Genomic DNA, 12,886 nt, shown 5'->3' with positions numbered 1-12,886 from the left:
CCCTTAGTACACGCGCGCTTTTGGCGCGATCTTGGCGAGGCTGATGCCGCCATCCTCTTCCTTGACCAGCGGGTCAAGATGGACAGGACGATAGCCGAGCGTCACTTTGCCCTCCGGCGTCAGCCAAGCGAGGCTGTGCTTGCGCCAGTTGACATCATCGCGGTTTGGAAAATCTTCATGCGCATGGGCGCCGCGGCTTTCCTTGCGGGCTTCCGCAGCAACGACCGTGGTCAAGGCGTTGGCCATGAGGTTTTCCAGCTCCAGCGTTTCCACCAGATCGGAATTCCAGATCATCGACCTGTCGGTGACCTTGACATCAGGCAACTCAGTCCAGATTTTCTCCATGCGGGTCACACCGGACTTCAGCGAGTCCGATGTGCGGAATACCGCCGCATCTTCCTGCATGGTCTTCTGCATTTTCTCGCGCAGCACAGCCGTTGGCGTTCCGCCATTGGCATGACGCAGACGATCAAAGCGGTCCATGATCTTCGTGACCGAAGCCTCGTTGATTTCCGGAATTTTCGAATTGCGATCGATCACCTGACCAGCGCGAATGGCAGCAGCGCGGCCAAATACAACCAGATCGATCAGCGAATTGGAACCGAGGCGATTGGCACCATGCACGGAGGCGCAACCCGCTTCACCCACAGCCATCAGGCCGGGCTGGATACGATCAGGGTTTTCTGGTGTCGGATTGAGCGCTTCGCCCCAATAATTGGTCGGAATGCCGCCCATATTGTAGTGAACCGTCGGCAGAACCGGGATGGGTTCGCGTGTCAGGTCGACACCCGCGAAAATCTTCGCAGACTCAGAGATGCCCGGCAGGCGTTCATGCAAAACCGCAGGATCAAGATGATCCAGATGCAGGAAGATGTGATCCTTGTTCTTGCCAACGCCGCGACCTTCACGAATTTCCAGCGTCATGCAGCGGGAAACCACGTCACGAGAAGCAAGGTCCTTGGCGGACGGCGCATAGCGCTCCATGAAACGCTCGCCTTCGGAGTTGACCAGATAGCCACCCTCGCCGCGTGCACCTTCAGTAATCAGGCAGCCGGCGCCATAAATGCCGGTCGGGTGAAACTGGACAAACTCCATGTCCTGCAAAGGCAATCCGGCGCGGGCGACCATGCCGCCGCCATCGCCGGTGCACGTATGCGCCGAGGTGGCGGAGAAATAGGAGCGGCCATAGCCACCTGTCGCCATGACCACCATCTTGGCGGCAAAGCGGTGGATTGTACCGTCATCCAGGTTCCAGGCAACAACGCCGGTAATCGTGCCGTCTTCGTCCTGAATGAGATCAAGCGCGAAATATTCGATGAAGAACTGCGCATTGTGGCGCAGGGACTGGCCATAAAGCGTGTGCAGGATGGCATGGCCGGTGCGGTCTGCCGCGGCGCATGTGCGCTGCACAGGCGGTCCATCGCCATAATTCATCATATGGCCGCCAAACGGGCGCTGATAAATCTTGCCTTCTTCTGTGCGGGAGAATGGCACGCCATAATGCTCAAGCTCATAAACCGCAGCAGGTGCTTCGCGGGCCAGATATTCCATCGCATCGGTATCGCCGAGCCAGTCAGATCCCTTGACCGTATCGAACATATGCCACTGCCAGGAATCGGCGCCCATATTGCTGAGCGAGGCTGCAATGCCGCCCTGCGCCGCAACCGTATGGGAGCGGGTCGGGAAAACCTTGGTGATGCAGGCTGTTTTCAAGCCCTGTTCGGCCATGCCAAGCGTGGCACGAAGACCGGCGCCGCCAGCACCGACGACGACCACATCGAACTTGTGATCAATGAACGTATAAGGCTTTGCAGCTTTGTTTTCTGTAGTTGCCATAATCGAGCTTAAACTCCGAAACTCAGCTTGAGGATCGCAAAGAGAGACACAACACCGACTGCGATTGTGAAGAAGGTATTGAGCATGATGCAGGCGAGCTTTGCGCCTTCACCATGCACGTAATCCTCAATGACCACCTGCATTCCAAGACGCATATGGTAAAGGCCGGACAAAAGCACCAGAATGAGAACCAGTGCCGTCAGCGGATGGGAGAGTGCTGCACGTGTTTCCTCAAAGCTCGCCCCATGCAGAGACACGATCAGCCCGATGAAGAACAGCATCAGCGGAATGTTTGCGACTGCTGTCAGTCTTTGACGCCAGAAATGTTCGGTGCCTTCTTTCGCGGAACCCAATCCGCGAACTTTGGCAAGCGGCGTGCGCATATCAGCCATTGCTAAAGCTCCTCAACCCAGTGTGAATACGGCGACCCAGACAAGGATCGTCAACAGAATGGATGCAATGAGCGACGCCCATGCCATTTTGGTCGTCGTGTCTTTTTCCAGTCCACGCCCGGTATCCCAGATCAGATGGCGGATGCCGCCAATCATGTGGTGGATAAGCGCCCAGGTGTATCCCACGAGCACTAGAAGGCCGATCCAGGAACCGTAGACCATGGAAACAATATCGAACTGCTGCTCGCTTGTCGCGGTTGCGATCAACCACCATGCAACCAGCAATGTGCCGAAATAGAGCGCACAGCCGGTAATGCGGTGGACAATGGACATGACCATGGTCGGGATTGGTTTATAGATTTGCAAGTGAGGCGACAAAGGCCGGTTTGCATGCAAATTTGTTTTGCTCATAGCGTCCCCAATGAGAAAAGCCACGCCGCAGGGATGACAGAAAGGCGGGCAGGGCCGAAAGGCTGATAAAGCCAATTTAGAAGGGTTTTAATGCGGTTTTTGCACTGCGTCAAAGCCCCATTCAGAACCCTCATGCGGCGAATTGGCCCGAATAGCAAGTCAATAAGGTTTTCGCATAGAATTCAATCGTTTAAACATGGAAAAGTCCGTATCTGACGATGAGATTCCGTGATCAAAATGTCGTCAAATATAGTTGAGTGAGTCTGTCCATATTTCTCCAAAGCGCTATTTTACGTCAGTGAAAACCGGCATCTAGGATGAACACTGACCTACTTTACTTCATTGGCAGCAAGCCATACCATTCCCATCACTAAGAAATCATCCCCAACTTCCGGATCAGGCTTTGGATAAGGAAATTTGGGCAGCTTTTTAAAGGTTGCAAACCAGCGTCTAAACGACTTTATAAGTTCGTGTGAACAACCTTTCTCCGCGTAAAATTGATTTACATTCTCCGAAAGGACTTTATCGAGACTTTCGGCTCTCGCTAAAATTATCTCCCGCGAAACATTGGGCTGCCGCCTTAAGAATACGTTCATCGCATAGATTTTTGACAAATCCATATTGGAGATAAAATTCGATTTCTCGGCCTTGCCGTTAAAGTTAAACTCGCCACATAATTTTGCAGCGAGTACAGAAGCTGTGTATTTATTTGCGACATCCACCAGCTTTAAATCAAATTCACTTTCCTCATAGGAGAAAGCCGGCTGAGCGAAACTAGAAAACAAAGAAATTAATAATATTAATATACGAAATAGCATGTGGTATTCACCTCATTAAATTACCCTATAATATTAGATAAATAGTCTATTGATTACCGAAACGGATAATGAAACTTGTCCAGTCCGCAGGCGCTGCAACCTGTTCATATAACTTGCGGCCATCTTCCGGCATACGCGGCGCATTGAGCGACAGCTTGGTCCAGCCGCGCTCTTCCGCCTTGTCGGCAAGCACATCGATCAGCGCCTTGGCAATGCCTTTGCCGCGATGATCATGATGCACATAGATGTGGTCCACCTGCCCTGCCCGCATACCCGAAACGGGTTCGGGAAGATCGTAGAAAATAACAAACCCGACCAGCTTTCCATCCAGCCGCGCACCAGCGATCTCTGCGGCACGATCACGCAAGAGGTTTTCAGCATAGTAGTCGTCCGGTCGGCGAGGCGCACCACGCTTCAGCGCTTGCGCATAGCTAGCAAGCAATGGAGAAAATTCGTGTGCATCGTTCAAATGCAGCAGGGATATATCAATGGCGTGTTCCTCTGGAGCTTTCTTGGTCATTGTTGCTTCCGTCCCTTTATGGCTGCGTTGCCTCAGGATTGGTTGATTGTACCGGTCGCGTCAACCTTTTACGCAAATCAAAATCGATTTGATTTGCCTCATATGCGCAGCGCCTGTATGGCACCCGCACATTTGAAAGGTTTGATCATGGCTCAGCGCTCCGGGGGCGCCCTCGTACTATTTTCTGGCGGACAGGATTCCGCCACATGTCTCGCCTGGGCACTGTCGCAGTTTGACCGCGTTGAAACTGTCGGTTTCGACTACGGACAGCGCCACAGGATTGAGCTGGAGGTCCGCAAGGAATTCCGTGCGGCCCTGACTGCACATTTCCCACAATGGTCATCACGTTTGGGCGAGGACCATATGCTGGACGCAGGGATTATCGGCCAGCTGGGCAGCTCGGCCATGACCGACGATATCGCCATTGAAATGGCCGAAAATGGCCTGCCCAATACATTCGTGCCCGGCCGCAACCTGCTGTTCTTCACACTGGCAGCAGCTTTGGCCTATCGCCGCGGTTTGCGGGTGACTGTCGGCGGCATGTGCGAAACAGATTACTCCGGCTATCCCGATTGCCGTGATGATACGCTGAAAGCCCAACAGGTTGCGCTGTCGCTGGGGCTGGATCGACGCATCACCATCGAAACGCCGCTCATGTGGCTCGACAAGGCCGAGACCTTTGCGCTTGCTGAACAATTGGGAGGGCAATCGCTGCTCGGTTTGATCGTTGAGAACAGTCACACTTGCTATCTCGGCGACCGCAGCAAGCGCCACGATTGGGGCTATGGCTGCGGCACATGCCCCGCCTGCGAGCTGCGGTCAAGCGGCTGGCAGAAGTTCAAGGCGGAGGCCGTATGACCTACGCTGTCAAGGAAATCTATCTCACCCTGCAAGGCGAAGGCAACCATACGGGCCGCGCAGCAGTCTTCATGCGCTTTGCCGGATGCAATCTCTGGACAGGCCGGGAGCAGGACAGAGCAACAGCCGTGTGCCAATTCTGCGACACGGATTTTATCGGCACTGATGGGCCGGGTGGTGGCAAGTTCAAGAGCGCCAATGCACTTGCCGATGCGGTTGCCGCCCAATGGCCGCAAGGCGGAGGAGGCACGCCCTATGTGATCTGCACAGGCGGCGAACCTTTGCTGCAACTTGACAGGCCGCTCATCGACGCCTTCCACGCGCGTGGATTCGAGGTTGGGATCGAAACCAATGGCACGCTGGTTGCTCCGGACAGCATTGACTGGATTTGCGTCTCGCCCAAAGCGGCCGCTCCTCTTGTCCAGACCAGCGGCAATGAACTGAAACTGGTCTTTCCGCAAAAGGAAAGCGAAGCGCATCCTTCGCGTTTCGAACAGCTTTCCTTTGAGCATTTCTATTTGCAACCTCTTGACGTCATCGGTGATCCGGCGCAAACCGCCGCCCATGTGGCATCTGCAGCGGCCTATTGCCTCGCACATCCGCTTTGGCGGCTGAGCACGCAGACACATAAGATGAACGGGTTGCCCTAAGGGTAGCCTATGGCGGGCGCCTGTATTGCGCCAAGGCTAACGGAGCACTTATGAGAATCTTCAACGAATTCACGTTTGAGGCGGCACATCATTTGCCGCATGTTTTCCCCGATGGGCACATCAATACGCGGCTGCACGGCCATAGTTTCCGTGTGCGTGCGACCCTTGAGGGAAAGCCTGACACAAAGACCGGCCTCATCACCGATCTTGGACTGGTCCAAACTGCTTTCAGCAGCGCGCGCGAAAAGCTGGATCATCGTTATCTCAACGAAATCGACGGGCTGGAAACGCCAACCCTTGAAAACATCGCCATGTGGTTGTGGCGGCATTTCTCTCCTGATTTACCTGGCCTTGCTGAAATCGGCGTCTACCGCGACACATGCGGCGAAGGCTGCGAATATCAAGGTGAGTATGAAACAAAGAGGGATGCAGCATGAGCCATTATGCAGAAAGCTCAACAATGCTGGGCAAGGACACCAAACTTCCGCAGCATCCTGATGAGGCAATTCTGGAAGCGGTTCCAAACCCGCAAGCAGGGACCTTGTTTCTTACACGTTTTGCCTGTCCTGAATTCACCTCGCTCTGCCCCGTGACAGGACAACCGGATTTCGGCCATTTGGTCATCGACTATGCGCCGGGCGAAACATTGCTTGAGTCTAAATCGCTGAAACTGTTTCTGGGCAGCTTCCGCAACCACGGCGCGTTTCACGAAGATTGCACTGTGAGCATTGGCAAGCGCATTGTGGAAACCGTCAAGCCTCTATGGCTGCGCATTGGCGGCTATTGGTATCCGCGCGGCGGCATTCCCATTGATGTATTCTGGCAGACAGGGCCAATGCCGGAGGGTCTGTGGCTGCCGGACCAGGGCGTGCCGGGCTACCGGGGACGGTAATTCGTTTCATAGCCCCCACCTCTCCGTCATCCTCGGGCTTGACCCGAGGAACTCGTTGAGGAGGGGCTGCCTCCTAATACTCGCACAGGAGAAGGTAAGAGTGGGTCCTCGGGTCAAGCCCGAGGATGACGGAGAGGGAAACGATTAGCTTCCAATCCCGTGCATTGTAACCCTGCTCCCCACAAGGGGGAGGTAGAAAGAACCTTCGCTTACTTCCACTCGCGAATATCGACAAAATGTCCGGCGATTGCGGCGGCGGCTGCCATGGCAGGCGACACGAGATGCGTGCGGCCCTTGAAGCCCTGACGGCCTTCGAAGTTGCGGTTCGATGTCGATGCACAACGCTCGCCCGGCTTCAGGCGATCATCATTCATGGCAAGGCACATGGAGCAGCCCGGCTCACGCCAGTCAAAACCGGCTTCCTTGAAAATCTTGTCGAGGCCCTCGGCTTCCGCCATTTCCTTGACCAGACCGGAACCCGGCACAATCATCGCATCAACAGTTGGGCTGACCTTGCGGCCTTCGACAACCTTTGCAACAGCGCGAAGATCTTCAATGCGACCATTGGTGCATGAGCCGATAAACACGCGATCAAGCTTGATGTCAGTGATCGGAGTGCCCGGCTTCAGACCCATATAGTCAAGAGCGCGCCATTTCGAGCTACGCTTGGTTTCGTCTGCAATATCGTCCGGATTAGGAACAGCACCCATGACAGAGATGACATCTTCCGGCGAAGAACCCCATGAAACAATAGGCGGCAGATCGGCAGCGTTCAAAACAACAACCTTGTCGAAATGGGCACCCTCATCACTCTGCAAGGTCTTCCAATATTCAACAGCGCGATCAAACTGCTCGCCTTTCGGCGCACGCGGCTTGTCTTTCACATAGGCAAATGTCGTTTCGTCAGGCGCAATCAGACCAGCGCGCGCACCGCCCTCGATTGACATATTGCAGATGGTCATGCGGCCTTCCATCGACAGCGCGCGAATGGCTTCGCCAGCATATTCGATGACATAGCCCGTACCGCCAGCCGTACCGATTTCGCCGATAATGGCGAGAATGATATCCTTGGCTGTCACGCCTTCCGGAAGCACGCCATCGACACGCACCAGCATATTCTTGGCTTTTGACTGAATAAGCGTCTGTGTAGCAAGTACATGCTCGACTTCCGACGTGCCTATACCATGCGCCAAAGCGCCAAACGCGCCATGGGTGGAGGTGTGGCTGTCGCCGCAAACAATGGTCATGCCCGGCAGGGTGAAACCCTGTTCCGGCCCGATAATATGAACGATGCCCTGACGAATGTCTTTTTCCGAATAATATTCGACGCCGAAATCCGCAGCATTCTTGGCAAGCGCTTCAACCTGAATCCGGCTTTCCTCGTTCTTGATCCCGTTGATACGATCCGGCGAAGTGGGAACGTTATGGTCGACCACTGCGAGCGTCTTTTCCGGGTGGCGAACCTTGCGGCCGGTCAGTCGCAGACCTTCAAAAGCCTGCGGGCTGGTGACTTCATGCACAAGGTGGCGATCAATATAGAGGAGGCATGTGCCGTCATCCTGTTGATCAACCAAATGGTCATCCCAAATCTTGTCATAAAGTGTGCGTGGCGCAATCATCGCGATATCCTGGCAGTGGGGTCTTTTCAATTATTTCGTGGGACATATGCACTTGAGGCCTCTCAACGTCAAGAAACAAGCATTAAAAGTGACAATGCGCCGCTACCTAACCAAGTGAAATCATCGGTTGCGGCGGCCAAGACGCCGCTCTGCCCACCGCAACAGCAAAGATAGGCTGATGGTCAGGATGAGATATATATAGGCGACCACAGAGTAGGTTTCAAAGAAGCGAAATGAACCCGACGCATAGACCTTGCCCATCTGCGTGATATCGACCACCCCGAGGACCGAGACCAGCGACGAATCCTTGACCATTGCAATGAAATCATTGCCGTAGGGCGGCAAAATGGTGCGAATTGCCTGCGGCATGACAATAAGCCGGAAACGCGGAAAACGCCGAAGGCCCAGGGCCTTTGCCGCTTCGATCTGGCCCGCATCAACAGCTTGAATACCAGCGCGGAAAATTTCGGCAAGAAAGGCCGAATAGGCAAGCACCAGAGCGATGATTGCGCGCCAGAGCAGGGAGAAATCCCGCACCAGCAATGGCTCAGTGAAGCCAGCGCTTTGCAATGGTTGCGTGATGAAATTCCATCCATAGACCAAGGCCGGCGCGCCGACAAAGGCGATGTAAAACAACAGGACCAGCAGCGGAACGCCGCGCATGATCTCGACGTAAAACCGCGCGATCTGCCTGACGGCGATATATTCTGACCGGCTCATAATGGCTAGAATGAGCCCCAGCACTGATGCAAGAAAGAACGCAACAATAGACACCCAGACCGTTATCCAGATGCCTTGGGCAACGGTTGAAAAAACCTGCCCGTAAAGCGGATTGACGAGGATAGCGAGGCCCAAAGCAATAGCGATGCCCGCGGCGACAATGAGCCACCACGGAAAATCAGCCTTTTCCTCCGGGCGTGATGCGGCTTCGGGCTTCAAGACCGCATACTCACCTATTGACCCAGCTTGTAGTCGAAAAACCACTTCTTGTTCAGCGCATCGAATGTGCCATCCGCTTTCAATGCGGCAATCGCGGCATTAACCGGTGCAACAAGATCAGAGCCTTTTGGAAAGATGAAGCCGAAATCTTCTGTGCCGAGTGGTCCACCAATCAGCTTCAAAGCACCGCCCGATGCATCAACATAGCCCTTGCCTGCGGTGCTATCGGTGAGAGCAAGATCAACATCGCCGGTTTTCAGTGCCTGAACGGTTGCACCGAATGTTTCAAACAGCTTGATGCGCGCGTTCTGCTCATTGCCGTCAAGGACATTGTAAACGGCAACATAGAAGTTGCTGGTTCCTGGCTGTGCCCCAACCAGCGTATCCTTGGATTCGGAAAAGCTCTTGGCGTCAGTAAAGCGCTTCTCGTCACTCCGCACGAGCATGAATTGCTCAGAACGCATATAGGGTTCGGAAAAATCCACCTTCTGCTTGCGTTCATCATTGATGGTGATGCCGTCCATGCCGACCTGGTACTGATTATCGGAGACAGCCTGAATCATCGCATCCCAGCTTGTATTGAGATACTCGATCTTGAAATTGAGGCGCTTGGCAATTTCGTTCATCGCGTCATATTCCCAGCCCACTGGCTTGCCGGTTTTGGGATCAACGAACTGCAAAGGCGGATAGGCATTCTCGGTTACCACAGTCACCTGTTTGCCGCCCAAATCCGGCAGATCGGCGGAAAAGGCGGAAATCGGAAGCATGGCCAGCGCAATGGCTGCCAGAAAAACGGAACGCAAGTTCATCGGAAACCTCTGTCGTGCAATAGCTTTGGCAACTGATTTCACCTTGTCACCGGCACGTCAATCCCTGCAAGCATGTCTGTTTCCCTCAAAGACGACGCCCATGGAAAAACGCCCAAAACAAAAAAGGCGGCCCATTGAGCCGCCTTTTTCAAAGTTCATGCACAGCGCTTATTCAGCAGCAGGTGTCTTTGCATCAGTTGCTTCGGTCACTGTTTCGGCAGCGCCGGTTGCAGGAACAGAAGTCTTGCTCTTACGGTTGTCTTTCTTCTCGACGATACGGGCAGCCTTACCTGTGAGACCACGCAGATAGTAGAGCTTCGCACGACGTACCTTACCGCGACGAACAATATCAACGCCTTCGACCAGCGGTGAAATGATCGGGAATACGCGTTCTACGCCTTCGCCATAGGAAATCTTGCGAACTGTGAAGTTCTCATTGATACCAGCGCCATTACGGGCAATGCAAACGCCTTCATAGGCCTGCACGCGGGTACGTGTACCTTCAGTAACACGAACATTGACACGAACTGTGTCGCCTGGCTTGAAATCTGGAAGCACGCGCTTGGCTTCGATTTTTGCTCTCTGTTCGAGATCGAGCTGGCGAATAATATCGACGGCCATTGTCTTATCCTTTTATTGTTCAAACAGTCAGAGCGTCCACACTGGAAAGCAGCATCTTGGCCGCATTTCTATGTCTCGCAAGAGACAGGGGCGAATTCACCATTCATTGATTAACAGACTTCGGATTTTCCGAGTTGGCGGGCAATTACACCATAAAAGCCGCTTTGTCACCTGTTTTACCGATTCTTTTTATCCCAAAGATCCGGCCGCCGCTCGCGGGTCAGTCTTTCGGCTTCGGCGCGCCGCCACTTATCGATTGCGCCGTGATTGCCGGAAAGAAGCACATCCGGAATCCGGCGCCCCTCCCATTCCTGCGGTTTGGTATAATGCGGATGTTCAAGCAGCCCTGTCTCAAAGCTCTCGGTTTCGCCGGAAAGCGCATTGCCCATGACACCGGGCAGAAGCCGCACAATCGCATCGAGCACCACAATTGCAGCGGTTTCACCGCCGGACAGGATATAGTCGCCGATAGAGACTTCTTCGAAATTACGGCCTTCAATGAGACGCTCATCCACACCTTCGAAGCGTCCGCAGAGCAGGATCGCCCCCGGGCCCGCCGCAAGTTCACGCACACGCGCCTGTGTCAAAGGTTTGCCGCGCGGACTCATGAACAGTTTCGGACGCTCATCCGCCACCTGATCGACTGCACGCCCAAGCACATCGGGTTTCATTACCATGCCCGCACCGCCGCCCGCAGGCGTATCGTCAACCATGCGGTGCTTGTCTGTCGCGAAATCACGTATTTGCACGGCCTCCAGTGACCATGCCCCCTCGGTCAGGGCTTTACCTGCCAGCGAAACGCCAAGTGGCCCTGGGAACATTTCCGGATAAAGCGTCAGGACGGTCGCACGAAAGCCGGTCATCAGGACTTGTCTTTCCCCTCGCCGCCAAGCTGACGACGGCGCTCTTCATCTTCATTCTCATCGGGAAGAAGGCCAGCTGCGGCAGGATCAACGACGATATGCCCGGCCTTGAGGTCAACATGCGGAACAGCAGCCAATGTGAAAGGGATCAGCATGGGACGTTTGCCCGGAATGGAAAGCTCCAGCAGATCGCCACCACCAAAGTCAAACATGGCCGAGACCTTGCCATGCCTGTTGCCATCGGCGTCGATTGCTTCCAGCCCGATCAAGTCGGAATGGTAATATTCATCCTCATCCAAATCCTGCGGAAGCTGCGAACGCTCGATAAACAGCGTCGTTCCGTTTAGCGCTTCAGCCATATTGCGATCATTGACGCCGCGAAAACGCACAACCACAACCGTCTTGGCCGGGCGGATATCCAAAACCTCGAAGGCCCTGCCCGTCACGTCATAAAGCGGCCCATAATCGGCCAGCGCCATGGGATCGCCTGTAAAGGTCTTTACCCTCAGTTCGCCGCGCGTCCCATGCGCCGCGCCGATCACCGCCAACTGAACCGGATCATTCAACTTTGCCATTGGTCTATCCATTTAAAATCTGTTCTGCACGAATTAGAGCAAACGCCGGATAAAACCAAGGTGAAACCTTCTCGTAAGGGTTCCTGTGTCATTGTCGACATATCAAAGCCAAGGAGCGATGCCATGGGCGTCCAACCGAAAACCGAACAGTTTCTCATCTCCGCACGCCCCGATCTGATCGATGCGCGCGAGAACTGGCTGACATCGCTCAGGAACACCCGCCGCCTCGCAAAAAATACGCTTGAGGCCTATGAGCGCGACACACGGCAATTTTTCCAGTTCCTGACTGGTCATCTGGGTGAACCTCCGGCACTGAAAGACGTGGCGACATTGCGGATCGCCGATCTTCGGTCTTTCTTGGCACGGCGGCGCAATGATGGCGCTGGCGCCCGCACGCTTGGACGCGGGCTTGCGGGTATCCGCTCCTTCCTGCGCTATCTTGAAAAACAAGGCATGGCCAATGCAGCCGCCTCTATCGCCATGCGGGCACCAAAACAGCCGAAATCTCTACCCAAGCCGCTAACAACAATCGACGCGCGGCGCGTTGTCGAGATTGGCGAACAGCTCAATGAAGAACCATGGATTGCGGCGCGCAATGCCGCCGTGCTGACGCTGCTTTATGGCTGCGGTTTGCGCATATCCGAAGCACTTGGACTTGATGGTGGAGCATTGACCGATCCTGATGCCCGCTCAATTCCCATTACGGGAAAGGGCGGCAAAACACGCATGGTTCCGCTGCTTTCCATTGTGCACCGGGCTGTTGCAGAATATCGCAGGCTTTGCCCCTATGACCTTGAGGAAGGCAAGCCGCTGTTTCGCGGCGCGCGCGGCGGCGAACTGCATTCAGCCATTATCCAGCGCGATATGCAGAAGATGCGTGGTGCGCTTGGCCTGCCCGACACCGCTACGCCACATGCACTACGCCATTCCTTTGCAACGCATTTGCTGGGTCGTGGCGGCGATTTGCGTACAATTCAGGAACTGCTTGGTCATGCGAGCCTTTCCACGACACAGGTCTATACCGGCGTCGATACGGACCGCTTGATGGAAATTTATGATAAAGCGCATCCGCGCGCCTGATTG

General features: G+C 54.6%; 16 protein-coding genes. 5 read left to right on the top strand and 11 right to left on the bottom strand.

Features of this window, described 5'->3' with window-relative positions:
• Positions 1-3: 3 nt before the first annotated feature.
• From sdhA to ACYJL1_RS02860, 5 genes are all read right to left on the bottom strand, one after another.
• Complete coding sequence (sdhA, locus tag ACYJL1_RS02880) at positions 4-1,836, bottom strand: succinate dehydrogenase flavoprotein subunit (RefSeq protein WP_460896942.1); 1,833 nt, start codon at positions 1,834-1,836, stop codon at positions 4-6.
• A gap of 8 nt (positions 1,837-1,844) precedes the next feature.
• Positions 1,845-2,228 carry a succinate dehydrogenase, hydrophobic membrane anchor protein gene (sdhD, locus tag ACYJL1_RS02875; protein ID WP_122083213.1) on the bottom strand — a complete coding sequence of 128 codons (384 nt, stop codon included), beginning with the start codon at positions 2,226-2,228 and terminating at the stop codon, positions 1,845-1,847.
• A gap of 12 nt (positions 2,229-2,240) precedes the next feature.
• Entirely contained in the window at positions 2,241-2,639 is a 399-nt protein-coding gene (gene sdhC / locus ACYJL1_RS02870) for a succinate dehydrogenase, cytochrome b556 subunit (protein ID WP_460896941.1), read from the bottom strand.
• Positions 2,640-2,968: 329 nt separating this feature from the next.
• The gene (locus tag ACYJL1_RS02865; protein WP_460896940.1) at positions 2,969-3,457 is read right to left on the bottom strand and encodes a hypothetical protein; all 489 of its coding nucleotides are present in this window, start codon (positions 3,455-3,457) and stop codon (positions 2,969-2,971) included.
• Between the two features lie 46 nt (positions 3,458-3,503).
• Positions 3,504-3,977, bottom strand: coding sequence for a GNAT family N-acetyltransferase (locus ACYJL1_RS02860; RefSeq protein WP_460896939.1), 474 nt, complete (start codon positions 3,975-3,977; stop codon positions 3,504-3,506).
• A gap of 147 nt (positions 3,978-4,124) precedes the next feature.
• Here ACYJL1_RS02860 and queC point away from each other — a divergent pair, with 147 nt between their 5' ends.
• The 4 genes from queC to queF are packed head-to-tail and all read left to right on the top strand — an operon-like array spanning position 4,125 to position 6,377.
• Positions 4,125-4,835, top strand: a complete 711-nt coding sequence (queC, locus tag ACYJL1_RS02855; protein WP_460896938.1) for a 7-cyano-7-deazaguanine synthase QueC — start codon at positions 4,125-4,127, stop codon at positions 4,833-4,835.
• Complete coding sequence (gene queE, locus ACYJL1_RS02850) at positions 4,832-5,485, top strand: 7-carboxy-7-deazaguanine synthase (RefSeq protein WP_460896937.1); 654 nt, start codon at positions 4,832-4,834, stop codon at positions 5,483-5,485. Before queC ends, queE begins: the two co-directional genes overlap by 4 nt.
• A 50-nt stretch (positions 5,486-5,535) precedes the next feature.
• Positions 5,536-5,922 carry a 6-pyruvoyl trahydropterin synthase family protein gene (locus ACYJL1_RS02845; protein WP_460896936.1) on the top strand — a complete coding sequence of 129 codons (387 nt, stop codon included), beginning with the start codon at positions 5,536-5,538 and terminating at the stop codon, positions 5,920-5,922.
• Positions 5,923-5,945: 23 nt separating this feature from the next.
• Positions 5,946-6,377, top strand: coding sequence for a preQ(1) synthase (gene queF, locus ACYJL1_RS02840; protein WP_460897914.1), 432 nt, complete (start codon positions 5,946-5,948; stop codon positions 6,375-6,377).
• A gap of 209 nt (positions 6,378-6,586) precedes the next feature.
• On the opposite strand, the gene leuC is transcribed toward queF, so the two are convergent.
• The 6 genes from leuC to rimM all read right to left on the bottom strand — a co-directional run bounded on the left by leuC (position 6,587) and on the right by rimM (position 11,803).
• The gene (gene leuC, locus ACYJL1_RS02835) at positions 6,587-7,996 is read right to left on the bottom strand and encodes a 3-isopropylmalate dehydratase large subunit (protein WP_460896935.1); all 1,410 of its coding nucleotides are present in this window, start codon (positions 7,994-7,996) and stop codon (positions 6,587-6,589) included.
• Between the two features lie 120 nt (positions 7,997-8,116).
• Complete coding sequence (locus tag ACYJL1_RS02830) at positions 8,117-8,935, bottom strand: amino acid ABC transporter permease (protein ID WP_460896934.1); 819 nt, start codon at positions 8,933-8,935, stop codon at positions 8,117-8,119.
• Between the two features lie 14 nt (positions 8,936-8,949).
• The gene (locus ACYJL1_RS02825; protein WP_460896933.1) at positions 8,950-9,744 is read right to left on the bottom strand and encodes a transporter substrate-binding domain-containing protein; all 795 of its coding nucleotides are present in this window, start codon (positions 9,742-9,744) and stop codon (positions 8,950-8,952) included.
• Positions 9,745-9,912: 168 nt separating this feature from the next.
• Positions 9,913-10,365, bottom strand: coding sequence for a 50S ribosomal protein L19 (gene rplS, locus ACYJL1_RS02820; RefSeq protein WP_460896932.1), 453 nt, complete (start codon positions 10,363-10,365; stop codon positions 9,913-9,915).
• A gap of 176 nt (positions 10,366-10,541) precedes the next feature.
• Entirely contained in the window at positions 10,542-11,228 is a 687-nt protein-coding gene (gene trmD / locus ACYJL1_RS02815; RefSeq protein ID WP_460896931.1) for a tRNA (guanosine(37)-N1)-methyltransferase TrmD, read from the bottom strand.
• Positions 11,228-11,803, bottom strand: coding sequence for a ribosome maturation factor RimM (gene rimM, locus ACYJL1_RS02810; RefSeq protein ID WP_460896930.1), 576 nt, complete (start codon positions 11,801-11,803; stop codon positions 11,228-11,230). The genes trmD and rimM overlap by 1 nt, the downstream gene beginning before the upstream one ends.
• A gap of 123 nt (positions 11,804-11,926) precedes the next feature.
• Here rimM and ACYJL1_RS02805 point away from each other — a divergent pair, with 123 nt between their 5' ends.
• The gene (locus ACYJL1_RS02805; protein ID WP_460896929.1) at positions 11,927-12,883 is read left to right on the top strand and encodes a tyrosine recombinase XerC; all 957 of its coding nucleotides are present in this window, start codon (positions 11,927-11,929) and stop codon (positions 12,881-12,883) included.
• Positions 12,884-12,886: the final 3 nt, after the last annotated feature.

The sequence above is a fragment of the Phyllobacterium sp. K27 genome, from assembly GCF_054796155.1.
This window is presented reverse-complemented; position numbering and strand designations above follow the sequence as displayed.

Bases quoted from the DNA above. Each gene is read 5' to 3' on its own strand.
- ACYJL1_RS02825 (WP_460896933.1), bottom strand. From the start codon at position 9,744: ATGAACTTGCGTTCCGTTTTTCTGGCAGCCATTGCGCTGGCCATGCTT.
- queC (WP_460896938.1), top strand. From the start codon at position 4,125: ATGGCTCAGCGCTCCGGGGGCGCCCTCGTACTATTTTCTGGCGGACAG.
- queF (WP_460897914.1), top strand. From the start codon at position 5,946: ATGCTGGGCAAGGACACCAAACTTCCGCAGCATCCTGATGAGGCAATT.
- leuC (WP_460896935.1), bottom strand. From the start codon at position 7,996: ATGATTGCGCCACGCACACTTTATGACAAGATTTGGGATGACCATTTG.
- ACYJL1_RS02865 (WP_460896940.1), bottom strand. From the start codon at position 3,457: ATGCTATTTCGTATATTAATATTATTAATTTCTTTGTTTTCTAGTTTC.
- sdhC (WP_460896941.1), bottom strand. From the start codon at position 2,639: ATGAGCAAAACAAATTTGCATGCAAACCGGCCTTTGTCGCCTCACTTG.
- sdhD (WP_122083213.1), bottom strand. From the start codon at position 2,228: ATGGCTGATATGCGCACGCCGCTTGCCAAAGTTCGCGGATTGGGTTCC.
- rplS (WP_460896932.1), bottom strand. From the start codon at position 10,365: ATGGCCGTCGATATTATTCGCCAGCTCGATCTCGAACAGAGAGCAAAA.
- ACYJL1_RS02860 (WP_460896939.1), bottom strand. From the start codon at position 3,977: ATGACCAAGAAAGCTCCAGAGGAACACGCCATTGATATATCCCTGCTG.
- sdhA (WP_460896942.1), bottom strand. From the start codon at position 1,836: ATGGCAACTACAGAAAACAAAGCTGCAAAGCCTTATACGTTCATTGAT.
- rimM (WP_460896930.1), bottom strand. From the start codon at position 11,803: ATGGCAAAGTTGAATGATCCGGTTCAGTTGGCGGTGATCGGCGCGGCG.
- ACYJL1_RS02805 (WP_460896929.1), top strand. From the start codon at position 11,927: ATGGGCGTCCAACCGAAAACCGAACAGTTTCTCATCTCCGCACGCCCC.
- ACYJL1_RS02845 (WP_460896936.1), top strand. From the start codon at position 5,536: ATGAGAATCTTCAACGAATTCACGTTTGAGGCGGCACATCATTTGCCG.
- queE (WP_460896937.1), top strand. From the start codon at position 4,832: ATGACCTACGCTGTCAAGGAAATCTATCTCACCCTGCAAGGCGAAGGC.
- trmD (WP_460896931.1), bottom strand. From the start codon at position 11,228: ATGACCGGCTTTCGTGCGACCGTCCTGACGCTTTATCCGGAAATGTTC.